The organism is Streptantibioticus parmotrematis (genome assembly GCF_019890615.1).
In the GTDB taxonomy this organism is placed as follows: Bacteria; Actinomycetota; Actinomycetes; order Streptomycetales; family Streptomycetaceae; genus Streptantibioticus_D; species Streptantibioticus_D parmotrematis.
Map to the genome: position 1 here is coordinate 68,799 of NZ_JAINVZ010000010.1, position 25,614 is coordinate 94,412.

The window sequence follows — 25,614 nt, forward strand, 5'->3', positions numbered from 1 at the left end:
CGACCATGACCACTTTCGCCGCACCGCCGGCTTCCCCGCTGCTGACCGCCCGCGACGACGCCGGGCTGCCCGCCCGCTTCGCCCGCTCGGCGCAGACCACCCGCGGGGTGCACCTGAAGACCGAGGACTTCCCCGCGTGGCTCGCCGCCCGCGGCCGGGCCAACGTCTTCAAGGTGGAGAAGATCCCGTTCGACGAGCTGGACGGCTGGTCCTTCGAGGACGGCACCGGCAACCTGGTGCACCGCAGCGGACGGTTCTTCACCGTCGAGGGCATGCGCGTCACCAGCGACACCGGGCCGTACCGCGAGTGGCACCAGCCGATCATCAAGCAGCCCGAGGTCGGCATCCTGGGCATCCTGGTCAAGGAGTTCGACGGGGTGCTGCACTGCCTGATGCAGGCCAAGATGGAGCCGGGCAACCGCAACCTGCTCCAGCTGTCGCCCACCGTGCAGGCCACCCGCTCCAACTACACCAAGGTCCACCAGGGCGCCGACGTGAAGTACATCGAGTACTTCCTGCGTCCCGAACTCGGCCGGGTCCTGACCGACGTGCTCCAGTCCGAGCACGGCTCGTGGTTCTTCCACAAGTCCAACCGCAACATGATCGTCGAGGCGCACGGCGACGTGCCGCTGCACGACGACTTCTGCTGGCTCACCTTCGGCCAGATCAGCGAACTGCTGCACCAGGACAACGTGGTGAACATGGACTCGCGCACCGTGCTGTCCACCGTTCCCATGGGACCCGAGGGCCCGCGGCACTTCGCCGCCGACGGCACCTTCGACTGGGCGGTCGACGGCTCGTTCGCCGCCGCGCTGGACCGGGCCCGCACCCCGGACGCGGGCGCGCTGCACTCCGACACCGAACTGCTGTCGTGGTTCACCGCCCAGCGCTCCGCCCCGGACGTGCACGCCGAACGCGTACCGCTGACCGGCCTGCCGGACTGGACCCGCGACGAGACCCGGATCAGCCACGACCAGGGCCGCTTCTTCGACGTGGTCGCCGTCAAGGTCGAGGCGGGCAGCCGCGAAGTCGCGCGCTGGACCCAGCCGTTGATCGAGCCGGTCGGCCCCGGGGTGTGCGCGTTCCTCGCCCGCTCCATCGAGGGCGTGCTGCACGTGCTGGTCAACGCCCGCGTCGAGGGCGGCTTCCTGGACACCATCGAGCTGAGCCCCACCGTGCAGTGCACCCCGGGCAACCACGAGGACCTGCCGGACGAGGACCGCCCGCCCTTCCTGGACCTGGTGCTGAACGCCGAGCCCGCCCGGGTGCGTTACGAGGCGGTGCACTCCGAGGAGGGCGGCCGCTTCCTCAACGCCGAGGCCCGCTACCTGGTCGTGGAGGTCCTCGACGGCGAGCCCGGCGCCGAACTCGACCCGCCGGAGGGCTTCCGCTGGGTCACCCCCGGCCAACTGGCGTCTTTGGTGCGTCACGGCCACTACGTCAACGTCCAAGCCCGTACGCTGCTTGCCTGCCTCAACGCGATGGGAGGGGGCAGGAATGCCTGAGCTGATCGACGACGGACCGGGGAACGGGACTCCCCGGCCCGTCCGGATCGGCGTGCTGGGGTGTGCGGACATCGCCCGGCGCCGGATGCTGCCCGCCTTCGCGGCGGCGTCCGGCGCCGAGCTGGCGGCGGTCGCCAGCCGCGACGGCGCCAAGTCGCGGGAGACGGCGTCCCGCTACGGCTGCGCGGCGGTCACCGGCTATCCGGCGCTGCTGGAACGCGACGACGTCGAGGCGGTCTACGTGCCGCTGCCCGTCGCCCTGCACGCCGAGTGGGTCGAGGCGGCGCTGCGCGCGGGCAAGCACGTGCTGGCCGAGAAGCCGCTCACCGGTGACCCCGCGGTCACCCGCAAGCTGCTGCGACTCGCCGCGGAACGCGGACTGGTGCTGGCGGAGAACGTGATGTTCGTCCACCACGCCCAGCACGCGGCGGTGCGCAAGATGGTGGCCGACGGCGAGATCGGCGCGCTGCGCTCGTTCTCGGCCTCCTTCGCCATCCCCGAACTGCCGCCCGGCGACATCCGCTACCGGCGCGACCTGGGCGGCGGCGCGCTGCTCGACGTCGGTCTGTACCCGGTGCGCGCCGCGCTGCACCTGCTCGGTCCCGGCCTGCGGCTGCTGGGCGCCGGACTGTACGCGGAACCCGGCCGCGAGGTGGAGACCTCCGGCGCCGCGCTGCTGACGACGCCGGGCGGCGACGTGATGGCCCAGCTCTCCTTCGGGATCGGCTACGCGTACCGGTCGGCGTACGAACTGTGGGGCAGCGAGGGCCGCATCCGTGTCGAGCGCGCCTTCACCCCGCCCGCCGACCACCACCCCGTGCTGCTGGTCGAGCGGCCCAGCGGCACCACCCCGGTCGTGCTCGAACCTGACGACCAGGCGGTCGCCACGGTCACCGCGTTCACCCGGGCCGTGCGCGACCCGGAGCACGGCTCGCCGGACGCGGCCGCCTGCGCCGAACAGGCCGAACTGCTCGCCGCGATCCAGGCGTACGCGGCGCGGACCCCGCACGAGGCAGCGGCGCGCCGCTGACGATCCGAGGGCGCCACCCGGAGGTCCACCACCGGGCGGGCGCCCTCACGCGTGTGCCCCGTCGCCCCCGTCCGCCCGCGTTGACGCGCCCACCCCCGCTCAAGCGGTCCGCGAGGGGCCGCGCCCAACCTGGCCCGGCCGCGCGGCAACCCACGACCGCCCGGAGGGAAGGAAGCACATGAGCATCACCGACGACCGCCCCCGTACGAGCGGTCAGACCGCAGCCCCGGCACCCGCCCCGGCCGCCCCCGCCGACGCCCGCTCCCGGGCCGCCGAGCTGGAGCTGATCCGGCGCGACGTCGAGCGCGGCCCCAGCGACCGCGCGACCGAGGCCCAGCACGCCAAGGGCAAGCTCACCGCCCGCGAACGCCTCGCCCTGCTGTTCGACGAGGGCACCTTCACCGAGGTCGAACCGCTGCGCAGGCACCGGGCCACCGGTTTCGGCCTGGAGGCGAAGAAGCCGTACACCGACGGCGTCGTCATCGGCTGGGGCCAGGTCGACGGCCGCCCGGTCTTCGCCTACGCGCACGACTTCCGCATCTTCGGCGGCGCGCTCGGCGAGGCGCACGCCCAGAAGATCCACAAGATCATGGACATGGCCGAGGCGGCCGGCGCGCCCGTGGTGGGCCTGTGCGACGGCGCGGGCGCCCGTATCCAGGAAGGCGTCACCGCGCTCGCCGGCTACGGCGGCATCTTCCAGCGCAACGTGCGCAACTCCGGCGTCATCCCGCAGATCAGCGTGATGCTCGGGCCCTGCGCGGGCGGCGCGGCCTACTCCCCGGCGCTGACCGACTTCGTCTTCATGGTCCGCGGCACCTCGCAGATGTTCATCACCGGCCCCGACGTGGTGCAGGCGGTCACCGGCGAGCAGATCAGCCAGGACGCGCTGGGCGGCGCCGACGTGCACGCCGAGACCACGGGCGTGGCCACGTTCGCGTACGACGACGAGGAGACCTGCTTCGCCGAGGTGCGCTTCCTGCTGTCGCTGCTGCCGTCCAACAACCGCGAACTCGCCCCGGCCGTCGCCACCGACGACCCGGCCGACCGCCGCAACGACGCGCTGCTCGACCTCGTCCCGGCGGACGGCAACCGCTCCTACGACGTCAAGAAGGTCATCGAGGAGGTCGTCGACAACGGCGACTTCTTCGAGATCCACGAGCGCTGGGCGCCCAACCTGGTCTGCGCGCTCGCCCGGCTCGACGGCAAGGTCGTCGGCATCGTCGCCAACCAGCCCAGCTCGCTCGCCGGCGTGCTGGACATCGAGTCGTCCGAGAAGGGCGCCCGCTTCGTCCAGATGTGCGACGCGTTCAACATCCCGCTGGTGACCCTGGTCGACGTGCCCGGCTTCCTGCCCGGCGTCTCCCAGGAGCACGGCGGCGTGATCCGGCACGGCGCCAAGCTGCTGTACGCGTACTGCAACGCCACCGTCCCGCGCATCCAGCTCATCCTGCGCAAGGCCTACGGCGGCGCGTACATCGTCATGGACTCGCGCTCCATCGGCACCGACCTGTCGCTGGCCTGGCCGACCAACGAGATCGCGGTGATGGGCGCGGAGGGCGCGGCCAACGTGGTCTTCCGCCGCGAGATCGCCGCCTCCGACGACCCCGAGGCGACCCGGGCGGCCCGCATCGAGGAGTACCGACGCGAGCTGATGCACCCCTACTACGCGGCGGAACGCGGCCTGGTGGACGACGTCATCGACCCGGCCGAGACCCGCTCCCGTCTGATCGGCGCGCTCGCGGTGCTGCGCGCCAAGCACGCCCCCCTGCCCAGCCGCAAGCACGGCAACCAGCCGCAGTGAGTGAGGAATTCATCGATGGACGCTGACATCCGCATCGTTCGAGGCAACGCGAGCGCGGAGGAACTGGCCGTGGTGACCGCGGTCCTGCTCGCCGCGGCCAGGACCCGTGCCGCCGCCCCCGCGCCCGAGGAGGCCGCGGGCGCCACCATCCTGCGCTGGCCCGGCGCCGACCGCGCCCACCGGCCCGCGGGCACCTGGCTCACCACCCCGGCCCCGCACTGGCGCCACGCCGCCTGACGCCCGACCGCCGTGCCCCGCCCCCGCCGCGAACTCCACTCCTTGCGGCGGGGGTTGGCCGGAAACCGTCGATTTGACAGGCTCGCCCTCGTACAGTCGGCCTCATGGATGCCGATGTGATCGTGGCCGGGGGCGGGCCGGTGGGGCTGATGCTCGCGTGCGAGCTGACGCTGGCCGGGGTGGACGTCATCGTCGTCGAGCGCCTCACCGAGCCCGATACGACCATCAAGGCGGGCGCCATCAACGCCCCGACCATCGAGGCGTTCTACCGCCGCGGCCTGCTGCCCGCGCTGCGCGCGGCGCAGGCGACGCAGCGCGAGCGGTTCGAACGGTTCATGCGGCAGCGGCCGGCCGGTGCGCCGGGCGGGCTGCCGGCCCGGCCGCTCGGCCACTACGCGGGCATCATGCTCGACGGCTCGCTGGTCGACGACGCCGACCCCGACTTCACCGACCGCGGCCCCATCGAGGGCATCGGCATGGTCCCGCAGCAGGACGTGGAACGGATCCTGGGGGAGTGGGCCGGGCGCCTCGGCGTGGACGTGCGGCGCGGCGTCGCGGTCGCCAACCTCGACTACGACGAGGAGGGCGTCACCGTCGCGGTGGAGGGCCCGGACGGGGCCGCCTCGCTGCGCGCCGGATGGCTGGTCGGCTGCGACGGCGGACGCAGCACCGTGCGCAAGCTCGCCGCGTTCCCGTTCCCCGGCACCGAGGGGCAGATCACCGGCCACCAGGCGCTGGTCGAGATGACCGGCGACGAGGAACTGCGCCCCGGCTGGAACCGCACCGACACCGGCGTCTACGTCAACGGCCCGCTGCCCGGACGCATCCTCACCGTCGAGTTCGACGGGCCGCCCGCCGACCGCGAGGCGCCGGTCACCGCGCAGGAGTTGCAGACCAGCCTGCGCAGGGTGTCCGGCGTGCCGGTGAAGGTCACCGCGGTGCGCAGCGCCACCCGCTTCACCGACAACGCCCGCCAGGCGTCCACCTACCGGCTCGGCCGGGTCCTGCTCGCGGGCGACGCGGCCCACGTCCACTCGCCGTTCGGCGCCCAGGGCCTCAACCTCGGCATCGGCGACGCGGTCAACCTGGGCTGGAAGCTCGCCGCGACGGTACGCGGCCGGGCGCCCAAGGGACTGCTCGACACCTACACCGCCGAACGGCACCCCATCGGCGCCTGGGTGCTGGACTGGACCCGCTCCCAGGTGCTGCTGATGCGGCCGGACGCGCACTCCCGGGCCCTGCGCTCGGTGGTCGCCGACCTAATGGCGACGCCGTCGGGGACCACGTACTTCGTCAAGCGGATCTCCGGCGTCTGGCAGCACTACGACGTCGCCCCGCGCGAGCGGGAGGAGGCCGCCCCGGACGCCTCGGGCCCGGACGTGCTCGCGGGCCCCGACGCGCTCACCGCGCCGGGCGGTCCCGCCGTCCCCGCCGAGCCCGGCACGTTGCTCGGCCGCAGCGCGCCCGACCTCGTGCTCGCGGACGGCACCCGGCTCGCCGACCACTGCCACGACGGCCGGGCCCTGCTGTTCGACCTCGCCGACGACGCCGCGCTGCGCGAGGCCGCCGCTCCCTACGCGGACCGTGTGAGCCTGGTCACGACGACCTGCGAGGCGCGGCCCGGGCTGAAGGGTCTGCTGGTCAGGCCGGACGGCGTGGTCGCCTGGGCGGGCGGGCCCGCGCTGGCCGACGCGCTGGAGAGGTGGTTCGGCCCCGCGCTCGTGTGACCCGCCGCCGCCAGGCTTGCGTGGTCCTGACCACCCGCTCTCATCAGGTAGAGTCTTCCTCACAAGCAGGCGCCCGAGGCGCCGGCTCGCGCCGCTAGCTCAACTGGCAGAGCAGCTGACTCTTAATCAGCGGGTTCGGGGTTCAAGTCCCTGGCGGCGCACATCGTGGGAAAGGGCGTCCTCCTCAGGAGGGCGCCCTTTCTCGTTGTTCCGGGCGCCGTTCCCGTGCCGTTCCCGTGCCGTTCCGGCGTCGTTTCCTCGCCAACTGGTCCAGACCAAAGTATTGACGTGCACCCATCAGCGCCCCCACGCTGTCCGGTATTGGTCTGTACCAACCTCCGCCCCCACCCCTGGAGGAACGGAACCCGTGTCACGTACGCGCAGAGGCCGCAGCCTCAGAACCCTGCTGGGCGCCGCCACCGCCGGTGCCCTCGCCGTAGCCGGACTCACCACGATGGCCGCCACCAGCCACGCGGCCACCACCGACGCCACCACGTCCACCGCCACCGCGCTGGGCAGCAACTGGTACGCGGCGGCACCGTACTTGATGCCGCTGGACAACGACCCGCCGGACCCCGGCGCGGTGATGGACGCCACCGGACTGAAGGCCTTCCAGCTCGCGTTCATCCTCGCGCCCAGCGGCGGCGGCTGTACGCCCACCTGGGACGGCACCGACCCGGTCTCCTCCGACACCTCGGTCGCGAGCGTGATCTCCGAGATCCGCGCCAAGGGCGGCGACGTGTCCGCCTCGGTCGGCGGCTACGCGGGCACCAAGCTCGGCCAGGCCTGCGGCACACCCGCCGCGACCGCCGCCGCCTACCAGCAGGTGATCGACAAGTACCAGCTCAAGGCGATGGACTTCGACCTCGAAGAGCCGGAGTACGAGAACACCGCGGCCGTCGCCAACGAGATCGGCGCCGCCAAGATCCTCCAGCAGGACAACCCCGGCATCTACCTCTCGGTCACCACCCCCGGCACCTCGGCCGGCACCGGATGGTTCGGCCAGCAGATGCTGGACCAGGCGAAGTCGGACGGCTTCACGCCCAACGCGTTCTCCATCATGCCGTTCGACGGCGGCTTCAACGGCGCCGCCTCGCAGACCGCCGCGCTGACCGCGTTCAACCAGATGCTCCAGTCCACGTTCGGCTGGGACCAGGCGACCGCGTACGCGCACGAGGGCTACTCCGGCATGAACGGCCGCAGCGACAGCGGCGAGTACTTCTACCAGTCGGACTTCCAGACGGTGCTGAACTACGCCGAGAGCAACCACATGGCGCGGTTCACCTTCTGGTCGGTCAACCGCGACCGGCAGTGCAGCCCGCCGGACAACAACGGCCAGACCTCCGGCTCGTGCAGCAGCGTGCCGCAGGGCGCGTACGACTTCACCAAGTACTCGGTGGAGTTCGCCGGCGCGACCCCGCCCACCACGCCGCCCACCAGCCCCCCGCCCACCTCCGGCACCTGCACCGCCGCGGCCTACAGCGCCACCGCGGTCTACACCGGCGGCGACGAGGTCTCCTACCAGGGCCACACCTGGAAGGCCAAGTGGTGGACCCAGGGCGAGGCCCCCTCGACGGGCGGCTCGGGCGTCTGGCAGGACGAGGGACCCTGCTGAGGCACCCCGGACTGCAGAAGTGAAGGGCCGGTCCCGTCCGGGACCGGCCCTTCACTTCTGCAGTCCGGACTTCCGCGTGCGCGTGGTCAGATCGCCAGTGACAGCAGCACCGGGGCCGAGCGTTTGTTGAGGGTGTCGGCTGCCTTCTTCAGGCGGTGGGCTCTGTCCAGGGGCATGGAGACCGCGAGGCAGCCGACCGTGCTGCCCACCGTCACCGGGACCGCTGCGCACACCGTGCCCACCGCGTACTCCTGGAGGTCCAGCGTGGGGACCGTGGGCGGCTGGCTGTCGAGGGTGTTGAGCAGGACGTCCTCGTTGGTGATCGTCTTCGACGTCAGCCGGGCCACCTTGTGACGCGAGACGTGCTCGCGCCGTCCGTCCGCGTCGAGCTGGGTCAGCAGGCACTTGCCGACCGCGCTGGCGTGCGCCGCGTAACGGAAGTCGACCCACTCGTTGACCTTGGGAGCGGCCGGGCCGTCCGCGTAGTCGACGATGCGGACCTCGCCCTCGTCGTAGCGGCTGAAGTAGACGGCGGCGCCCACCTCGTCGCGCAGCCGGGTGAGGACCGTCCTGATCTTGTCGGTCAGCGCCTGCTGCCGGGTGCCGCTGCCGAGGAGTATGGCGGAGTCGCCCAGCACGTAGGCGCCGTCGGCGGAGGCGTGCAGATAGCCCTCGTGCTGGAGCATGGCGAGCAGCTGGGACAACTGGCCCGCGGGCACGTCGATCTCCCGGGCCAGCTGCGCGGCCGTCACGTCGCGGCCGTGGCGGTCCACGGTCTCCAGCACCCGGATCGCGTACTGGATGGCGTAGACAGGCGTCATCTGCCGGTGCTCCAGTGCCACGGGGTCCCCCTCGCAGGTGTGACCGTTCGCCTCGTCAAACCGTTCGCCTCGTCAAGGTGACCTCCGGCCACGACCCGTCGGCTCGACGAAGCCGCGACCGACACCTGAACCGGAATCCACGATAGCCCCAACGGGCCGGTTATGGACCCCGATTGACCACTTCACGGCTCCCCGCCCCGGGCGCGAGCAGGGGCGGGCCACTTCGGCATATGCCATGGTCATGGACCACGGGAAAAGGGAACCGCCGTGCGCCGCACGGATACTCGACGCGGCACACGGCCCCTTCCGGGCGAGCACCGGCGATTCAGCGCACCGCGCTCAGGAATTCCCGGGTCCGTTCATGGCGGGGTGAATGGAACAATGCCTCCGGCGGCCCGGATTCCACCACCCGTCCGCCGTCGAACATCACCACCAAGTCGGAGATGTCGCGCGCGAAGTTCATCTCGTGGGTCACGCACACCATCGTGATGTCGGTGCCGCGCGCGATGTCGCGCAGCACGTCCAGCACTCCGGCGACCAGTTCCGGGTCGAGCGCGGAGGTCACCTCGTCCAGCAGCAGCACCCGCGGCCGCATCGCCAGCGCCCGGGCGATCGCCACCCGCTGCTGCTGGCCGCCGGACAACTGCGAGGGCCGCGCGTCCAGTTTGTCGCCCAGACCCACCATCTCCAGCAGGCCCTTGGCGCGTTCGGCCGCCTCGTCCTTGTCCATGCCCAGGACGTGCACCGGCGCCTCGGTGACGTTGCGCAGGACCCGCATGTGGGGGAAGAGGTTGAACTGCTGGAAGACCATGCCGATCGTCTTGCGGGCGCGGGCGTCCAGCGGGGCGCCGTCGATGAGGATGCGGCCCTCGTCCGGCTGCGTCAGCGTCATCAGCAGGCGCAGGATGGTGGTCTTGCCGGAGCCGGACGGCCCGATCAGGGTGACGTGCCGGCCGGCCTCGACGTCCAGGTCCAGCCGGTCCAGCACGACGGTGTCGCCGAACCGCTTGCAGACCTTCTCGAAGCGGACCAGCGGTGTGCCGACGGAATCACCTGACGGCTCGGGGGAGTCGGGGCGTTCGGGCGCCGGGTCGGCCTTCGGCGACGCGTCGTCGGGGCGCTCGGCTGCGGGGTCGGGGGTCTCAGGTACCAAGGCGGCGCTCCAGGGCTCGCATCAGCAGGGACGTCGGATACGCGATGAGCACGAAGAGCAGGCCGACCACGGTGATCGGTTCGGTGTAGCGGAACGATTCCGCGCCCGCCTCCTCGGCCTGCTTGAGCATGTCCAGCACGGTGATCGCGGCCAGCATCGGGGTGTCCTTGAACATCGCGATCACGTAGTTGCCGAGTGCCGGGACGACCCGGCGGATCGCCTGCGGCAGGATCACCGCGATCCACACCCGCCGCCGCGGCAGGCTCAGCGCGGTCGCCGCCTCCCACTGCCCGGGCGGCACGCCGTCGATGCCGGCGCGGTAGACCTCGGCGGTGTACGTCGAGTAGTGCAGCCCCAGCCCGAACACGCCGGTGGCCAGCGGCGAGAACGTCAGGCCCGCCGAGGGCAGCACGTAGAAGAGGAAGAACAACTGCACCAGCAACGGGGTGTTGCGCACGAACTCCACCACCGCCCGCACCGGCCAGCGCACCCACCGGGTGGGCGCGCGGAACGCCAGCGCCCACACCAGCCCCAGCGCGAACGCCAGCAGCGAACCGAGCGCGGTCGCCTCGACGGTGACCAGCAGCCCGCGCAGCAGGTCGGGCATGACGTGCCCGGTGTACGACCAGTCCCACGTCCTCACGCGACATCACCTCCGGTCGCCGTGCCTCCGGCCGCCGCCGTCCCCGGGGAAGCGCCGCCCGCCGTGCCGCCGCCCGCCGTGCCGCCGCCCACCGTCGCGGTGGCGCCCACGGCCGGGTCGATCGCGCCCGGCGGCACCCGCGTCGGCCTGCCGCGCGAGCGTCCCGGCGCCCTGCCCACCGACGCCTTCGCCCGCCGCTCCAGCAGCCGCATCGCCCGGGTGATCACGAAGGCGACGACGAAGTACATCACCAGGATGATCGCGTAGACCTGGGCGCTGTCGCCGGTCGCCAGCCGTACCAGCTGGGCGCTGAAGGCGAGTTCGCCGATGCCCAGGACCGAGGCGAGCGCGGTGCCCTTGAGCAGTTCGACCAGCAGGTTGGCGAACGGCGGGACCATCTCCGGCAGCGCCTGCGGCAGCAGTACCCGCAGCATCCGCTGCGCGGGCGTGAAGCTCAGCGCGATCGCCGCCTCACGCTGCGCCGGGGGCACCGCGCGCAGCGCGCCGCGCACGATCTCCGACCCGTACGCGCCGTAGGACAGGCCCAGCGCCAGCGTGCCCGCCCACAGCGCGGCGAGCTGCCAGCCCAGCAGCGGCAGCGCGAAGAACAGCCAGAACATCAGCACCAGCGCGGACGTGCCACGGAAGAACTCCACGTAGACGCCCGCGACGAAGCGCACGATCCACCGGCGCGAGAGCCTCGCGAGCCCGGCGAGGAAGGCGACGGCGGCGGCGAGGACGGCGCTGAAGACGGTGAGCTGGACGGTGAGCCACAGCCCGCGCAGCAGCAGTTCGTACAGTCCGGTCGTCATCCGCGGCACAACTCCTTCGCGGTGAGCGTCGTCGTCTCCGTCGTGGTGAAGCCGAACGGCCGTATCAGTCGCAGCAGTTCACCGCTGGAGCGCAACGCGTGCAGCTGCCCGTCGAACGCGTCGCGCAGCCTCGTCTCGCCGGGCCGGAAGCCGTAACCGCCCGCGCCGTACTGCTTCTTGCCGCCGACGACGGGCACGAAGGGCTCGGTCAGCTCGATGCCGTGATGGTGGCCGGTGGCGAGGAGTTGACGCAGCGTCAGGCTGGTGCCGGTGAAGCAGTCCATGCGGCCCGCCTGGAGGCCTTCCAGGCCGCTGAGCGGGTCGTTGAAGATGTCGATGCGGGCGGTGGGAACGCCCGACGCCTTCGCGTAACCGATCTCGACGCCGCCGGTGGCCACGCCCATCGTGGCCTTCGTCCGCGCGATGTCGTCGAAGGTGCGCAGCTTCTTCGGATTGCCCTGCGGGACCAGCAGCGCTTCCTGCACCTGGTAGTCGGGGTCGGAGAAGAGCACCTGCTGACAGCGCGTGGGGTTGATGAACATCCCCGCCGCGATCACGTCGAACTGGTCGGAGCGCAGACCGGGGATGAGCGACCCGAAGTCGATCGGCACCGGCTGCACGCGCGGCACGCCGAGCCGCTTGAAGATCTCGCCGGCGACCGTGGGGGCCTCGCCGGTGAGATGGCCGTTCCTGTCGATGTACGCGTACGGGATCTCCCCGGCGATGCCGAGCCGTACGGTGCCCTGCTTGCGCAGCCGTTGCAGCAGATTGCCGCCGTCGGTGGCCTGCGCGGTGTCCACCCTGGCGCAGGCGCCGAGCCCCAGCATCCCCGCACCGGCCCCGGCCGCCGCGGCCAGCACTCGCCGTCTCCCCGGCCCCGCCCGCCCGCCTCCCGCGGGGCCCGCCGTTCTCGCGGAGCGTCTGTCCGTCGTCGTCCCTGTGCCTCGTACCGGGTGACTCATGACCCTCCAGGCGCCGTTGATCCGATCCGCCTGTCCGGAACACGACAGGCAGTGCGGTGCTGGCGCGCCGCTACCCGGAACCGGCGATCCCATGGGCAACCGATACCGATCCGTTATGCGGCGTCCAGCGTGTCAACGAGCCTTCTTCGTAGGGGACTTGACCGCCATCGGCCCGCTCGGCAGGGGTGACCTGGGCCTTCGGGAGGGCTACGGCGCGGGGCGGGGGTCGACCGGCACGTAACCCAGGCGTTTGTCGACGATGTTGAAGAGAGGGGCCCCGGTGGTCCAGCGGGTGTAGTTGGCGAGGAACTGTTCGGCCAGCTCGTCCTGCCAGCCGAAGGTGTCGGCGCTCATGTGCGGGGAGACGAACAGGCCGGGGATGTCCCACAACTGGTGGTCCTGGTCGAGGGGTTCGTCTTCGAAGACGTCCAGCGCCGCGCCCGCGATGCGCCCGGTCAGCAGTGCCTCGGCCAGGTCGTCGGCGACCACCAGCGGGCCGCGGCCGACGTTGACGAAGCGTGCCGAGGGCCGCATCCGGGCGAACGCCGCCGCGTCGAACATGCCCCGGGACGCGGGGGTCAGCGGCGCCGCGCACACCACCCAGTCCGCGGCGGGCAGCAGCCGCGCCAGCGCCCCCGCCTGGTGGACCGTCCCGAACTCCGGGTCGGCGTCGCGCCGGGTGCGGCCGACGAGTTCGATCCGTACCCCCAGCGCGGCCAGCGTCCTCGCGATCGCCCGGCCGATCGGGCCCGCCCCGACCACCACCGCACGCGTTCCGGCCACCCGCATCGTCTCACGGTGCCGCCAGCGGCGCTGCCGTTGCAGCTCCCAGGTCCCCCGGAAGTCTTTGGCCATCGCCACCACCAGCCCGGCGACGTACTCCGCCACCGGCTGCTCGAAGATCCCGCGGGCGTTGGTGAGCACGGTCGGCGCGGCCACCAGCTCGGGGAAGACCAGCCGGTCGACGCCCGCGCTCGCGGTGTGCACCCAGGCCGGCACCCGCGCCCCCGCCGCGGGCCACGCGTCGCGCACCGCGTCGGAGGCGAAGTCCCACACCAGCAGCGCGTCGGCGAGCGGCAGCCGCGCGCACAGCGCGCGATGGTCCGCGGACCCGGCCCGCAGCACCCGGGCCCTGCGGTTCAGCCGGGCCAGCTGGCGCGGCGGGTCGTCGCCGACGACGAGCACGGTGGGGAAGTCGGGAGCGGCCCGGGGAGCCGTCTCGGGACCAGTCATGACGTGAAACCGCTTCCGGAACGTGAGCCTGGTGACGCTGGACGATGCGCTCGCGGACGGGCTCCGGCTGGGCGGACGGGGGTGAGAGCTGCGCGGACGGGCGTGGGAGCTGTGGTTCGGCTGTGGACTGGCCACGCTAGGGACGCCCGGCGAACGTTGTCAACAATCGGTGGAAGCACCCGGCGGCGGTGGGAATAAGCCGGGGCCGGGACCGGCTGGCTGTGGGTGACACGTTCCCGTACCGCAGGAGGCGAGAGCAGGTGGCCGACGAGACCATCGCCGCCGACGAGATCAGGGGCCCCGCGCGGGGCACCGCTCCCGTGCCGTTGTCCGTGCTCGACCTGGCCACCGTGGGCAGCGGCCGGACGGCGACCGAGGCGCTGCGCACCTCCGCCGAGCTGGCCCGGCGTGCCGAGGCCCGCGGCTTCCACCGCTTCTGGGTGGCCGAACACCACTCCATGCCCGGCGTCGCCAGCTCCTCGCCCGCGGTCATCCTCGCCCACCTCGCCGCCCACACCGGCACCATCCGGCTGGGCTCCGGCGGCGTGATGCTGCCCAACCACGCGCCGCTGGTGATAGCCGAGCAGTTCGGCACGCTCGAAGCGCTCGCCCCCGGCCGGGTCGACCTGGGTCTGGGCCGCGCGCCGGGGACGGACGGCGCCACCGCCGCCGCGCTGCGCCGCGGCGACCAGGCGCACGAGGGCGCCGACGAGTTCCCCCGGCAGCTCGCCGAACTGATCCGGTTCCTCGACGACGACTTCCCGCAGGGCCACCCGTACGCCCGCATCCACGCGGTGCCCGGGCCCGTGCAGAGCAGCGTGCCCGGCGGCGTCCAGTCGCCCGGCCGTCCGCCGGTGTGGCTGCTGGGGTCCAGCGGGTTCAGCGCCCGGCTCGCCGGTGAGCTGGGGCTGCCGTTCGCCTTCGCCCACCACTTCTCCGCGCACAACACCGTCCCGGCGCTGGAGCTGTACCGCGAGGCGTTCCGGCCGTCCGCCGTGCTGGACCGCCCGTACGCCCTGATCGGCGTGCAGGCCTTCGCCGCCGACGACGACCGCGCGGCACGCCGCCAGGTGCTCACCGGCGCCCTCGCCATGCTGCGGCTGCGGACCGGGCGCCCGGGTCTGGTGCCGACGCCCGAGGAGGCCGAGGCGCACCCGTTCGGCGAGATCGAGCGGGACTTCGTGGACTCCTGGCTGGCCAACGTCGAGTACGGCACCCCCGACGCGGTCCGCGAGGGCCTGAACGCGCTCGCCAAGCGCACCGGGGCCGACGAGCTGATGATCACCTCCAACGCCCACGGCACGGAGGAACGCCTGCGCTCGTACGAACTGATCGCCGACGCCTACGAGTTGCCGAAGGGCTGACGGCCTCCCGGCCGGATGACGTCGGCCCCGACCCCGAGGACCGCCCCCGGAACCGGCGGCGCCGCGCGGTCGTTGGAGAGGGCAGGGCGCTATGAAGGGGGCCGGCGTGGTGGTGCCGTCCTGGGAGGCGTGGTGGCGGACGGCGGCCACCCGGCCGCTTCCCGCGATGACCGGGACGTACCGGGTGCGCAGGCAGCGCCGCGACCCCGGCAACGGGATGACGCCCGGCCGGGTCGGCGTCGTCGAGACCTTCGCGTACCGCCCGCCCGGCTGGTGGCGCGGCGTCCGCCGGGACGCGCTGGGCGCGGCGGGGGAGGCGCTGTGGGTCGCCGCCCCGGCCGAGGGCGGCTCTCCCGCACGCGGGTTCTCCTGGGACTTCGCCGGGTCGCCGCGGCGGCTGGTGGCGGCCGGGGGCGCCGGGCCGTTCGCCGGAGCCGTGCCCCGAAGCGGGCCGCGCCCGCACGCGCGGGCCGGACGGGAGGCCGCGGAGTGGCTGTTGGAGGTGCCGCACGCCGGGCGGCTGCGCGTCGTGCTGGACGCCGAGCATCCGCTCGTCCTGCTGGCCGAGACGCCGGACGGTGAGTACCGCGAGGAGCTGACGGACCTGGCGTTCCCCGGATCACTGCCGGACGAGCTGTTCGACCCCGGTCACGCGCAGGCGGCGCGGGCCGCCTGGGCGGAACGGCTGGCCGCCGCCAGGTCCGCCTGGCGGCAGCGGCCGTTGCCGTTGCCGGGCCACTGGCCCGGCCCGCGCCCCGCCCCCCGGGTGATCGACGGAGACCTGGCGAGCGGGCTGCTCGTGCTGGACCTCGGCCTCGACGCGGTCACCCTCGGCCCCGGCCGCGCGCGGGGCCCGGTCGCCGCCCGTCTGGCCCGCCGTCGCCGTGGTGAACCCCCGTACCTGGGCGGCATCTTCGCCGACCCGAAGGTCTTCGTGCACACCTGGTCCGACGGCGTGTGGCAGTGGTCGCTGGCCACCGAGGGCCCGGCCCTGTCGCCCGAGGACCTGAGCGCGGTCATCGCGTCGATGCCCGCACCGGGGACGGCCTGACCGGGAGCCGGAGGCCGGGAGCGGAAGAGCCGGGAGCGGATCAGTTCCAGCGGGCGCTGACCGCGTACTTCTCCAGCGTGGTGATCGAGTCCCAGCGCGGCGAGGCGACCATCGTCTGCAGGAGCGCGGAGTGTTCGCTGGGCGCCGCGGCGGGCGGCACCGCGAGCCTCCAGTCCGGCTGGCCCTGGAGCGCCTCGTCGAACCAGATGACCGCGTACAGGCCGTCGGCCTTGGACGCGGAGAGCGCGTTGGACAGCCAGGCGCCCTTGCCCGCGGTGTTCAGGCCCGTCGCCGTCTCCGCCAGCATCGTGGGGCGGCCCGCGTCGAAGGACCGCAGCAGGGCGAGCATGCTCTTGTAGCGGTACTGGTCACCCGGGCACCACGACGCCGAGGTGCACCAGTCGTACGCGTCGATGCCCACGTAGTTGACGTAGCCGCTGCCGGGCCAGGACGGCTTGACGGTGTTCGTGGTGCCCGAGTAGCCGACCGTCCACACGAACAGCGCGTTGGAGCCGTCGTACTTGCGGAAGATGCCGAACATCCGCTTCCACGCCGCGCTCATCGCCTGCGGGGTGTTGCCCGACTTGCCGAGGCTGTAGGTCTCCCACGGCGTGTTGAACTCGGCGAACGGCCGGATGTAGAAGGGGTGCCCGTAGGCGGCCAGCGACTGCGCCATCGACGTCAGCTGCGCGTCCTGCGCGCCCGAGGCGATCTGGCTCAGCGTGCCCTGCGGGGACCACGCGATCATCGGCACGGCGCCGGCCGCCCGGGAGACGTTCATCTGGTTGACGTTGGCGGCCGTGGCGGCCTGCGAGACGAACCAGGAGTCGATGCCGGGGGCGAGGCCGGACGCCTTGCCGCTCATGGTGTCGGCGGTGGCACTGCCGCCGACGATCCCGTTGCCGCCGACGTCGGCGCTGATCGAGCCCGACTCCAGGCCCCAGATCACCGGGTGCGTGACGGCCGCGGCCTGGGCGCCGGGCGTGGTGAGGAAGGTGCTGGCGGCGAAGGCGGCGGCGCCCAGCAGGGCCGCCAGCCCGGCTATGGTGCCGGTTCTCTTCGCTCTTCTCCTGCTGCCCTTGCCTCGCGAAGTGCGTCTCACAGCTCATTCCTGTTCAGGTCATCGGCTTCTCGTCGATCCGTCGCGGGCCGCGGAGCCGGACGTGGGCCGGCGCGTTCCGGGCATGCCGAACTGCCCGGAGGATCCGCGGAGACGGAAGGCGTGGGAGGAGGGCGGGAGTTCCGCCCGGTGTCGCCCACGGGGGCGAGCGACGGTGCTCGCCGGTGGTGACGTGCGGGAGATCCCGTACGCGGTGTCAGGCCTGCGTGGGGCCGGCCGCCGGGCGTCCGCCGACGGTCCCGCGACGCGGCGACGGGCGGACGAGGACGTCGTTGGTGTGCACAAGAACCCCCCATGAAAGTACGGGCCTCAACATACCGGGTCGGCGCGGCCGGGCGGAACGGGGTTCGGGATTCCGCCGGTTCCGGCCGTCGAGGCGGTTCCCGCGGGCACTCCCGGCCCCATCAGCCGCGTCGCGCTCCAGTGGGCATATTGGTCTAGTCCACGATTAGTCCAGACCATTGACGTGTACTTGACGTGTCGGTATCCCAGAGACAATCACCCCCACCAGGAGGTCGTCCCTGTGCGCACACCTCGCAAAGGCCGGAAGGCCGTCAGACCCTGGACCGCGGCCCTGGCCGCCGCGGCACTCGGCATCGGCGCGTTCGGCGCGCTGCTCGCCGCGGGAACCGCCGACGCCTCGTCAGCCCCGAGGACCTCGGCCGTCTCCGCGGACAACACCACGGGCGCGTCCACGACCAGCGGCGGCCTGAAAGTCGCCTACTACGACCAGTGGTCGGTCTACCAGAACGCCTTCTACCTCAAGAACGTCCAGGACGAAGGCATGGCCGGCAAGCTCAACTACCTCATCTACGACTTCGAGAACATCGACCCGACCAACCTGACCTGCTTCGAGGGCACCAAGGCGTCGGACCCCGACCCGGGCGGCGAGTCCGACCCCAACGCCGGTGACGGCGCCGAGGACGCGTTCGCCGACTACCAGAAGTCGTTCGGCAGCGACATCAGCGTCGACGGCACCGCCGACGTCTACAACCAGCCGATCGCGGGCAACTTCCACCAGCTCCAGGAGCTGAAGGCGAAGAACCCCAACCTCAAGGTGCTGCTGTCGATCGGCGGCTGGACGTACTCCAAGTACTTCTCGGACGTGGCGGCCACCGACGCCTCGCGCAAGAAGTTCGTCTCGTCCTGCATCGACATGTTCATCAAGGGCAACCTGCCCTCGCAGGGCGGCTACGGCGGCGCCGGCAGCGCCGCGGGCATCTTCGACGGCTTCGACATCGACTGGGAGTACCCGGGCGGCGGCGGCCACCTCGGCAACCACTCCAGCCCCAGCGACAAGCAGAACTTCACCGCGCTGCTGGCCGAGTTCCGCTCCGAACTCGACGCCCAGGGCAAGGCGGACGGCAAGACCTACGCCCTGTCCGCGGCCCTGCCGGCCGGCCAGGACAAGATCGCCGACATCGAGACCGACAAGATCGGCCAGTACCTCACCTTCGGTGACCCGATGACGTACGACATGCACGGCGGGTTCGAGCCGACCGGCCCGACCAACCACGCCTCGCCGATCTACGACAACCCCAACGACCCCAGCTCGCCCATCGCGCCCGGAAACGAGAAGTACTCGGACGACGAGGCGATCAAGGCGTACACGGTCGGCGACTCGCAGTACGGCATCCCGGGCGGCTTCCCCGCGAGCAAACTCAACTTCGGGGTGCCGTTCTACTACCGGGGCTGGACGGGCGTGCCGGCGGGCAGCGACCACGGCCTGTTCCAGACCGCGACAGGACCGGCCGCGGGCTCGGCCGACTCCGGCAACGTGCCGGGCGTGCGGATGTACAAGGAACTGACGGGCGTCGTGGACAACCCCAGCGACACCTTCTGGGATCCCTCGGCGCAGGCCGCCTACTTCTACGATGGCACCAACTTCTGGACCGGTGAGGACGCGCAGTCGTTGCAGGCCAAGGCGGACTACCTGCACTGCAACGGCCTCGGCGGCGAGTTCATGTTCTCGCTGTACGACCTCGACCAGGCGGCGACGCTCTTCAACGACACCGTGAACGACGTCAACGGCAGCGCGGGGACGTGCACGCCGGGCGGCGGCACCACCGGGGGCTCGACCACCGGCGGTTCCACGACGGGCGGTTCGACCACGGGCGGTTCCACGACGGGCGGTTCCACGACCGGGGGTTCGACCACGGGTGGCTCGACGACCGGGGGCTCCACCACCGGCGGTACGACCACCGGCGGCAGCACGACCGGCGGCTCGACCACCGGCGGGTCCACCACCGGCGGTACGACCACCGGCGGTTCGACCGGCGGGAACCCCGGCTCCGGCGGTGTCGTCAACGGGAACTTCGAGAGCGGCGCGCTGTCCCCGTGGACCTGCTCCGGCAGTACGGGCAGCGTGCAGAAGACCACCGTGCACGGCGGCACGTACGCCCTCGCCGGCGCCGCGTCCAGCAGTGACGACGCGCAGTGCCAGCAGACCATCAGCGTGAAGCCCGACACCCAGTACACGCTGAGCGGTTACGTGGACGGCTCCTACGTCTACCTCGGTGACTCCGGGACCGGCACCACGGACACCTCCACCTGGACCAGCACCAGCGGGAGTTGGCAGAAGCTGTCGACCTCCTTCACCACCGGTGCGAACACCACCAGCGTGACGATCTACGTCCACGGGTGGTACGGCCAGGGCACGTACTACGCGGACGACATCGGCGTCGCCTGACGCGCCCGGCGGAGTCCGCCTTCCCGCGATGCCCGGCGAGTGAGAAAGCCGCCCCTCACCGCTCGCCGGGCATCGCCCCGCGCCACGTCAGCCGCTGTGGGCCGGGGTGCCCAGCATCTCCGCGATGCGCTCCGGCGCCACCGGCCGCGAGTAGAACCAGCCCTGACCCGTGTCGCACCCGATGCGCCGCAGCCGTTCCGCCTGCTCCGCGCTCTCCACGCACTCCGCGGTCACCGTCAGGCCCAGCCGGTGGGCGAGTTCGACCAGCGCGACCACGATCGTCTCGTCGGCGGGGTTGGGGTGCTCGGGGTCGCGGAAGCCGCGCACGAACGATCCGTCCAGCTTCAGCGCGGCCACCGGAAGACGGCTGAGGTAGGCGAGATTGGAGTAGCCGGTGCCGAAGTCGTCGATGGCGATGCGCACGCCCATCTCGTGCAGCGCGTGCAGGGCCTGCAACGGACGGCCCGCCGATCCCATCACCGCCGACTCCGTCAGCTCCAACTGGAGGAGTTCCGGGGGCAGTCCGGTGTCGTCCAGGATTCCGGCCACGTCCGCGACCAGGTCGGAGTCCCACACCTGACGCACCGCCACGTTCACGCTGACCGAGATCGGCTCGTCCGGGTGGTCCTTCTGCCAGACCCGGGCCCGGCGGCACGACTCCGCCAGCACCCAGCGGCCCAGCTGCACGATGGCACCGTTCTCCTCGGCCAGCCCGATGAACCGGTTCGGCGCCAGCATCCCGAACTGCGGGTGGTCCCAGCGCACCAGCGCCTCGACCCCCCGCAGCGCCCCGCCGTCCAGCGCCACCAGCGGCTGGTACTCCAACCTGAACTCCCCGCGTTCCACGGCCTGTCGCAGGGTGCTGGACAGCGCCTGACGGGTCATCCGGTGCGCGTTGCGCTCGGGGTCGAACAGCGCCCAGCGGGCCTTGCCGTCCGCCTTCGCCCAGTACAGCGTGGTGTCCGCGGCCTGCATCAGGCCGGTCGGCGAGGTGCCCGCGGCCGGGCGCTCGACCACGCCGATGCTGGCGGAGACCGCGAGCCGGTGGCCTTCGAGGTCGAACGGCCGTTGCAGCGCGGCCAGTACGGCGTCGGCCAGCGCGGTCGTCTGCTCGGTGCCGTCCGACTCCTCGACCAGCAGCGCGAACTCGTCGCCGCCCAGCCGGGCCACCAGATGACCGCCCTCCGCCACGCAGGCCAGCAGCCGTCCGGCCACCGCGAACAGCAGGCGGTCGCCGATCGCGTGGCCCAGGGTGTCGTTGACCGCCTTGAAGCCGTCCAAGTCCAGGTAGCAGATGCCCACCCGGGCGTGGCCGGGGGGACGCAGGGCGGCGCCGAGCCGTTCGAAGAACAGGGCGCGGTTGGGCAGCCGGGTCACCGGGTCGTGCATCTGCAAGTGCCGCAGCCGGGCGGCGAGTTCGCGCTGCTCGCTGACGTCCTCGACGGACAGCAGCGCGGCCCCGGCGGCCGCCGCCGCCTCGCCGGTGCCCTCCTGCCGCAGCGCGTCGAGCGTCACCTCGGCCCACAGGGCCTGACCACCGGGGTGCTTCAGTCGGCAGGTGCAGCGCAGCCGGTCCCGGCCGCCGCGCAACACGTCGTGGTAGGCGTCCCGGACGCGTTCGTCCCCGCCGAGCCCCACCAGGTCGGCGGCGCGGCGGTCGGCCAGCCGGTCGGGGTCGGCGCCGAGCAGCGAGCCCAGCGCGGGGTTGGCGGCCAGCAGCCGCCCGTCCCGGTCGACCAGGGCCATCGCGGTGCGCGCGGCGTTGAACGCGGCGTGGTAGTCGCGCAGTCGCGGGCCGGGTGGACCGCCGCGACCGGGAGACCTGTCGTCACCGTCGGTCACCGGCGGGGGAGGTGCGGCGGGCTCGCCGGATCGGCCGACCAAGGGTCCGCCGTCAGCTTGCTCCCGCATAGCAGTCGTCTCACACAGTCGGTCGTACGGAGGTCCCGGGAAACCATGAGAGCGGTTTCCCGCGCGGAAATGTGGCGATCATAGTGGTTCGCGACGGCTCTGAGCCACCGTCATCGTGGTGATTCTCGGCACGCGGGAGCGCCCACGGGGCGCGTTGACCGATCTTGCGCCGATCGCGCACGCCTTGGCGCCCCGTTGATCCGATGTGATCGTTCCCGATCGGTGATCACCGTACGTGATGCCTGGGCCGGTGTTGTGTCGATGACACGAGCGGACTATCAGAAAAGGACATAAGAGGATGAACAGCCCCAGGGTGGATCAGGTCAGCGGAGTGGCCCGATCCCGTCCGGGGAGGTCGTGTGCGAGGCGGCGCGTGCGAAGGCGATGACGCCTGCGATGGCGACGACTTCGGGGCCGGAGACGGCGCCTTCGAAGGCGGTGGCGACGACTTCGGGGGCATGGACGGCGATGCCTTCGAGGGGCCCGAGCCGTACCCCCTGCGCAGGGCGGCGGCGCTGGCCGTGGGGTTCCTCGCGCTGGTCGCCTGGGCGCTGGCCGCCGGGCCCGCGCAGGCCGCCTCCGCCAACGGCCCGTGCGCCCTGGCGACGACCGGGGCCCGGCACTCCGAGGGCCTGTCCGCCTGGGACGCCGCCTACCCGCGCCCGCTGGGCGAGGTGAACGCGGCGATGTTCTTCCTGTCCTTCCCCGACCACACCCCCGACGTCGGCACCGGCGTCCTCGCCGCCGACCACTTCCCCGCCACCACCGAGTTCTTCGACCGCGCCTCGTACGGCCGCTTCCGGCTGCGCCCGCGGATCACACGCCGCTGGTACCGCATGCCGCGCCCCTCCACCGCGTACGGCATCGCCCGCGCCTGGAGCCCGGCCGACCGCACCCGCTACATCCGCGACGCGCTGGCGCTGGTGGGCCGGGGTGACGACCTGCGCGGCGTGCCGGTGGTCTACCTGGTCGCCGACCCCGACGCGCCGGGCGTGGACTCGGACGCGACCAAGGTCGTCAGCTTCGACCAGCCGCTGCGGGCCGGCGGCACGTCGCTCAAGAGCGTCGTCACCGTCTTCGAGCACCACCCGCCCGACCCCAACGTCCTCGCCCACGAGACCAACCACGTCTTCGACCTGCCCGACCTCTACCGCCAGCCGCCCACCGCACCCGGCGGCGGCAGCGCGGGCGACGCGGCGGCCGACTCCTGGGACGCGCAGGTCGGCGACTGGGACCTCATGGGCAGCCAGTTCGGCCTGGCACCCGACCTGTTCGCCTGGCACCGCTGGAAGTACGGCTGGATCGACCGCTCCCAGGTCGCCTGCGTGGACCACCCCGGCACCAGGACCACCCGCACGCTCACCCCGGTCGAGACGGCGGGCGGCACGAAGCTGGTCGTGGTGCGCACCAGCGCCACCTCCGCGCTCGCCGTCGAGGCCAGGGCGCAGCGCGGCAACGACGTCACCGCCTGCCGCGAGGGCGTCCTGCTGTACGAGGTGCGCAGCGACGTCGACACCGGCGAGGGCCCGATCCGCGTCCTGGACGGCCATCCGCGCACCGGCGCGTGCTACGGCGCCTCGGTGCGCCCCCAACTGGCGGACGCGCCGCTGGGCGCGGGGGAGTCGTACGCGTACCGCTTCGGCCCGTCGGCGCACGAGACGGTGGACGTGCGGGTGGACGCGCGCACCGCGGCCGGTGACTGGCGGGTCACGGTGGTGGAGCCGTGATATCCGGTGGCGGGAGCGGCGTTTGGCGCCGCATACGCACGAGGGTGGCGCTGCTGGTCGGCGTGCTCGGGGTGGTGGCGGCCTGCGCGGTGGGGGTGGAGACGGTCGCGTCCGGAGCCCCGGCGGCCGCGCCGCCCGGCCGCCCCTGCGCGTTGCGGGCGGCGCCGGGCGTGGAGATGTCCGAGGGCTTCCCGGCCACCCGCAGCGGTGAGTACGCGCGCTCGACGGGCGTGCTGCGGGCGCTGACGCTGTTCATCGACTTCCCCGACGCGCCCGCGAAGGAGTCGGCGAAGGCGCGCTACGACGAGTTCTTCCCGTTCGTGCAGCAGTGGTACGACCGCGCCTCGTACGGCAGGCTGCGCTACGAACCGGTGCCGGTGCTGCGGTGGTTCAGGATGCCGCACCCGTTCTCCGCGTACGGGATAACGCGCGGCTACGGCTGGCCGGTCCACCGCGCGATGATGCGGGACCTGGCGGCGGTCGTGGGGCGGACGGTGGACTTCCGGGGCTACGACCTGGTCAACGTCATAGCGGCCCCCAACGCGGGCCCGCCCGCCGACCGCACGGTCCTGTCGGTCACCTGGACCGGCGGCAACGCGGCCACCACGGAGAGCGGCACCCACCTGGACCGCGTCTCGGTGATCTACGGTCACGACCAGGCGGGCCCCCGGGTCCTGGCCCACGAGAACGGCCACATCCTGGGCCTGCCCGACCTCTACGCGGTCGACGACTTCGCCCGCACGGACACGCTGGCCGGCCAGTGGGACACGATGTCGCTCGACTGGGGCCTCCAAGGCGAGCCGCTGGCCTGGCACAAATGGCGCCTGGGCTGGCTGACCGACGCGCAGGTGGCCTGCGTCAGCCGTCCCGGCACCCGGGAGGTGGCCCTGTCCCCGCTGGAAGTGCCCGGCGGACGCAAGGCGGTGATCGTGCCGTTCGGCAGGACGACGGCGTACGTGGTGGAGGCCCGCAGGGCGCTCGGCAACGACGGCCAGGCCTGCACGGAGGGCGTCCTGATCTACCGGGTCCGCACGGATGTCCCGTCGGGCCAGGGCCCCGTCCAGATCATGGACGCCCACCCGAGGACGGCGGCGTGCACGTACAGCAGCAGTGCGTTCAATTCGTTGAACGACGCGCCGTACGGGGTGGGTTCGACGTTCAGGACGAGGGGTTTGACGGTGAGGGTGCTGGGGCGGAACGCGGAGGGGGGTTGGACGGTGAGGGTGGGGAGGGGGTGAGGGTGGTTTTTGCGGGGGTGGGGCTCGGGGGAGCGGGACGTGCAGGGGAAGGGGTGCAGGGGGCGGAGCCCCCGGCGAGCGAGCGTGCCGGAAAGGGGCGACGGCGGAGGTGTCGCAGGCCCGGGGGTGCAGGGGGGCGGAGCCCCCGCGTCCGGGGGGAGGGGCGGAGCCCCGCGAGGCCACCGGCAGGACCTGTGGGCGGGTGGGTGGGCGGCGAAACCCCAGCCACATCGATCGGAACGCAAGAAGGCCACCCCCGCGCAGGGGGTGGCCGAACCGTGCGCCGCCAGGGACTTGAACCCCGAACCCGCTGATTAAGAGTCAGCTGCTCTGCCAGTTGAGCTAGCGGCGCTCACCGACGTCGTAGATCCTACCCGATCCGCCCCCGCAGTCCGTCCACGATCAGCCCGACCCCGGAGGCGAACGCCGCGTCCCGGTCCGGCGGCGTCCCCTCCCGCGCCCAGCGGCTGAGCAGCGGGTACGCCGCCAGGTCGGCCCCGGCGTCCCCGACCCCGCCGACCGCCTGCTCCTGCATCACGAAGCCCGTGACGTAACCGGTGAGCGTGTCCCCGAAGTGCGCCGCGAGCGCCAGCGGCACGCCCGCCGCCGTGAGCAGCGCCAGTCCGTCCTCCGCCGCCCGCAGCGCGGACCGCCCGAGAGGGGTGTACGTGGCGACCAGCCGCGCGCCGTCCCGGTGCGCGAGCAGCGCCCGCCGCATCCCGTGCGCGAACGCGGTCACGTCCTCGGCCCAGTCGCCGGATGCCGGGGAGGGCGCGGCGAACGCCTCGTCCATCACGCGTTCGGCCATCGCGCCCAGCAGTTCCCGCTTGTCCTTGACGTGCCAGTAGAGCGCGCCGGGCTGGACGCCGAGCCGGGTGGTCAGCGCCCGGGTGGTGAGCTTGTCGAGCCCGACCTCGTCGAGCAGGCCGAGCCCCGCCTCGATCACCGTCTCGCGCCGCAGTGGCATGGCCGCGC

General features: G+C 72.6%; 20 protein-coding genes and 2 tRNA genes. 12 read left to right on the top strand and 10 right to left on the bottom strand.

Going from position 1 to position 25,614, the window contains the following annotated elements; all coding sequences use genetic code 11:
- Positions 1-5 precede the first annotated feature (5 nt).
- The 7 genes from K7472_RS16385 to K7472_RS16415 all read left to right on the top strand — a co-directional run bounded on the left by K7472_RS16385 (position 6) and on the right by K7472_RS16415 (position 7,915).
- Positions 6-1,505: an NDP-hexose 2,3-dehydratase family protein gene (locus tag K7472_RS16385; protein ID WP_222978645.1), complete on the top strand. Its 1,500-nt coding sequence runs from the start codon at positions 6-8 to the stop codon at positions 1,503-1,505.
- The gene (locus tag K7472_RS16390) at positions 1,498-2,535 is read left to right on the top strand and encodes a Gfo/Idh/MocA family protein (RefSeq protein WP_222978646.1); all 1,038 of its coding nucleotides are present in this window, start codon (positions 1,498-1,500) and stop codon (positions 2,533-2,535) included. Before K7472_RS16385 ends, K7472_RS16390 begins: the two co-directional genes overlap by 8 nt.
- A gap of 178 nt (positions 2,536-2,713) precedes the next feature.
- The gene (locus tag K7472_RS16395) at positions 2,714-4,336 is read left to right on the top strand and encodes an acyl-CoA carboxylase subunit beta (RefSeq protein ID WP_222978647.1); all 1,623 of its coding nucleotides are present in this window, start codon (positions 2,714-2,716) and stop codon (positions 4,334-4,336) included.
- A 15-nt stretch (positions 4,337-4,351) separates the two neighbouring features.
- Positions 4,352-4,573, top strand: coding sequence for an acyl-CoA carboxylase epsilon subunit (locus K7472_RS16400; RefSeq protein WP_222978648.1), 222 nt, complete (start codon positions 4,352-4,354; stop codon positions 4,571-4,573).
- 104 nt (positions 4,574-4,677) lie between these two features.
- A complete protein-coding gene (locus K7472_RS16405; RefSeq protein ID WP_222978649.1) occupies positions 4,678-6,300 on the top strand; it encodes an FAD-dependent monooxygenase in 1,623 nt (540 codons plus the stop codon).
- A gap of 88 nt (positions 6,301-6,388) precedes the next feature.
- A tRNA-Lys gene (locus K7472_RS16410) sits at positions 6,389-6,461 on the top strand.
- 206 nt (positions 6,462-6,667) lie between these two features.
- Positions 6,668-7,915 carry a chitinase gene (locus tag K7472_RS16415; protein ID WP_222978651.1) on the top strand — a complete coding sequence of 416 codons (1,248 nt, stop codon included), beginning with the start codon at positions 6,668-6,670 and terminating at the stop codon, positions 7,913-7,915.
- Positions 7,916-8,001: 86 nt separating this feature from the next.
- Here K7472_RS16415 and K7472_RS16420 read toward each other — a convergent pair whose 3' ends face one another.
- The 6 genes from K7472_RS16420 to K7472_RS16445 all read right to left on the bottom strand — a co-directional run bounded on the left by K7472_RS16420 (position 8,002) and on the right by K7472_RS16445 (position 13,539).
- Positions 8,002-8,736 (bottom strand): IclR family transcriptional regulator, encoded by a 735-nt coding sequence (locus tag K7472_RS16420; RefSeq protein WP_222978880.1) that lies wholly within the window; start codon positions 8,734-8,736, stop codon positions 8,002-8,004.
- A gap of 325 nt (positions 8,737-9,061) precedes the next feature.
- On the bottom strand, positions 9,062-9,889 hold the full coding sequence (locus K7472_RS16425) for an amino acid ABC transporter ATP-binding protein (protein WP_372457977.1): 828 nt from the start codon (positions 9,887-9,889) through the stop codon (positions 9,062-9,064).
- Positions 9,879-10,496, bottom strand: coding sequence for an ectoine/hydroxyectoine ABC transporter permease subunit EhuD (ehuD, locus tag K7472_RS16430; RefSeq protein WP_252395735.1), 618 nt, complete (start codon positions 10,494-10,496; stop codon positions 9,879-9,881). The genes K7472_RS16425 and ehuD overlap by 11 nt, the downstream gene beginning before the upstream one ends.
- Positions 10,497-10,528: 32 nt before the next feature.
- Entirely contained in the window at positions 10,529-11,344 is an 816-nt protein-coding gene (gene ehuC / locus K7472_RS16435; protein ID WP_222978654.1) for an ectoine/hydroxyectoine ABC transporter permease subunit EhuC, read from the bottom strand.
- Positions 11,341-12,171, bottom strand: a complete 831-nt coding sequence (ehuB, locus tag K7472_RS16440) for an ectoine/hydroxyectoine ABC transporter substrate-binding protein EhuB (RefSeq protein WP_252395736.1) — start codon at positions 12,169-12,171, stop codon at positions 11,341-11,343. Before ehuB ends, ehuC begins: the two co-directional genes overlap by 4 nt.
- Before the next feature lie 342 nt (positions 12,172-12,513).
- Positions 12,514-13,539, bottom strand: coding sequence for a D-2-hydroxyacid dehydrogenase (locus K7472_RS16445; RefSeq protein WP_222978657.1), 1,026 nt, complete (start codon positions 13,537-13,539; stop codon positions 12,514-12,516).
- 260 nt (positions 13,540-13,799) lie between these two features.
- Here K7472_RS16445 and K7472_RS16450 point away from each other — a divergent pair, with 260 nt between their 5' ends.
- Both K7472_RS16450 and K7472_RS16455 read left to right on the top strand, forming a co-directional pair.
- Positions 13,800-14,903: an LLM class flavin-dependent oxidoreductase gene (locus tag K7472_RS16450; protein WP_308013941.1), complete on the top strand. Its 1,104-nt coding sequence runs from the start codon at positions 13,800-13,802 to the stop codon at positions 14,901-14,903.
- 106 nt (positions 14,904-15,009) lie between these two features.
- The gene (locus tag K7472_RS16455) at positions 15,010-15,954 is read left to right on the top strand and encodes a hypothetical protein (protein WP_222978659.1); all 945 of its coding nucleotides are present in this window, start codon (positions 15,010-15,012) and stop codon (positions 15,952-15,954) included.
- A gap of 40 nt (positions 15,955-15,994) precedes the next feature.
- On the opposite strand, the gene K7472_RS33460 is transcribed toward K7472_RS16455, so the two are convergent.
- A complete protein-coding gene (locus K7472_RS33460) occupies positions 15,995-17,056 on the bottom strand; it encodes a glycosyl hydrolase (protein ID WP_222978660.1) in 1,062 nt (353 codons plus the stop codon).
- Positions 17,057-17,597: 541 nt separating this feature from the next.
- Between K7472_RS33460 and K7472_RS16465 the strand changes: the two genes are divergently transcribed.
- A complete protein-coding gene (locus tag K7472_RS16465) occupies positions 17,598-19,763 on the top strand; it encodes a glycosyl hydrolase family 18 protein (RefSeq protein WP_222978661.1) in 2,166 nt (721 codons plus the stop codon).
- An 87-nt stretch (positions 19,764-19,850) separates the two neighbouring features.
- Here the strand turns inward: K7472_RS16465 and K7472_RS16470 are convergent, their stop codons facing one another.
- Positions 19,851-21,674, bottom strand: coding sequence for a putative bifunctional diguanylate cyclase/phosphodiesterase (locus tag K7472_RS16470; protein ID WP_222978662.1), 1,824 nt, complete (start codon positions 21,672-21,674; stop codon positions 19,851-19,853).
- 359 nt (positions 21,675-22,033) lie between these two features.
- Between K7472_RS16470 and K7472_RS16475 the strand changes: the two genes are divergently transcribed.
- Positions 22,034-23,401, top strand: a complete 1,368-nt coding sequence (locus K7472_RS16475) for a M6 family metalloprotease domain-containing protein (protein ID WP_308013942.1) — start codon at positions 22,034-22,036, stop codon at positions 23,399-23,401.
- 44 nt (positions 23,402-23,445) lie between these two features.
- Positions 23,446-24,639, top strand: coding sequence for a M6 family metalloprotease domain-containing protein (locus K7472_RS16480; RefSeq protein WP_308013943.1), 1,194 nt, complete (start codon positions 23,446-23,448; stop codon positions 24,637-24,639).
- 279 nt (positions 24,640-24,918) lie between these two features.
- Here K7472_RS16480 and K7472_RS16485 read toward each other — a convergent pair.
- Positions 24,919-24,991 (bottom strand) — tRNA-Lys (locus tag K7472_RS16485).
- Positions 24,992-25,009: 18 nt separating this feature from the next.
- Positions 25,010-25,606, bottom strand: a complete 597-nt coding sequence (locus K7472_RS16490; RefSeq protein ID WP_222978663.1) for a TetR/AcrR family transcriptional regulator C-terminal domain-containing protein — start codon at positions 25,604-25,606, stop codon at positions 25,010-25,012.
- Positions 25,607-25,614 lie beyond the last annotated feature (8 nt).

Coding starts and splice junctions, on each gene's coding strand:
- ehuD (WP_252395735.1), bottom strand. CDS start 10,496: ATGCCCGACCTGCTGCGCGGGCTGCTGGTCACCGTCGAGGCGACCGCG.
- ehuB (WP_252395736.1), bottom strand. CDS start 12,171: ATGCTGGGGCTCGGCGCCTGCGCCAGGGTGGACACCGCGCAGGCCACC.
- K7472_RS16470 (WP_222978662.1), bottom strand. CDS start 21,674: ATGCGGGAGCAAGCTGACGGCGGACCCTTGGTCGGCCGATCCGGCGAG.
- K7472_RS16400 (WP_222978648.1), top strand. CDS start 4,352: ATGGACGCTGACATCCGCATCGTTCGAGGCAACGCGAGCGCGGAGGAA.
- ehuC (WP_222978654.1), bottom strand. CDS start 11,344: ATGACGACCGGACTGTACGAACTGCTGCTGCGCGGGCTGTGGCTCACC.
- K7472_RS16405 (WP_222978649.1), top strand. CDS start 4,678: ATGGATGCCGATGTGATCGTGGCCGGGGGCGGGCCGGTGGGGCTGATG.
- K7472_RS16395 (WP_222978647.1), top strand. CDS start 2,714: ATGAGCATCACCGACGACCGCCCCCGTACGAGCGGTCAGACCGCAGCC.
- K7472_RS16385 (WP_222978645.1), top strand. CDS start 6: ATGACCACTTTCGCCGCACCGCCGGCTTCCCCGCTGCTGACCGCCCGC.
- K7472_RS16420 (WP_222978880.1), bottom strand. CDS start 8,736: ATGACGCCTGTCTACGCCATCCAGTACGCGATCCGGGTGCTGGAGACC.
- K7472_RS16490 (WP_222978663.1), bottom strand. CDS start 25,606: ATGCCACTGCGGCGCGAGACGGTGATCGAGGCGGGGCTCGGCCTGCTC.
- K7472_RS16390 (WP_222978646.1), top strand. CDS start 1,498: ATGCCTGAGCTGATCGACGACGGACCGGGGAACGGGACTCCCCGGCCC.
- K7472_RS16445 (WP_222978657.1), bottom strand. CDS start 13,539: ATGACTGGTCCCGAGACGGCTCCCCGGGCCGCTCCCGACTTCCCCACC.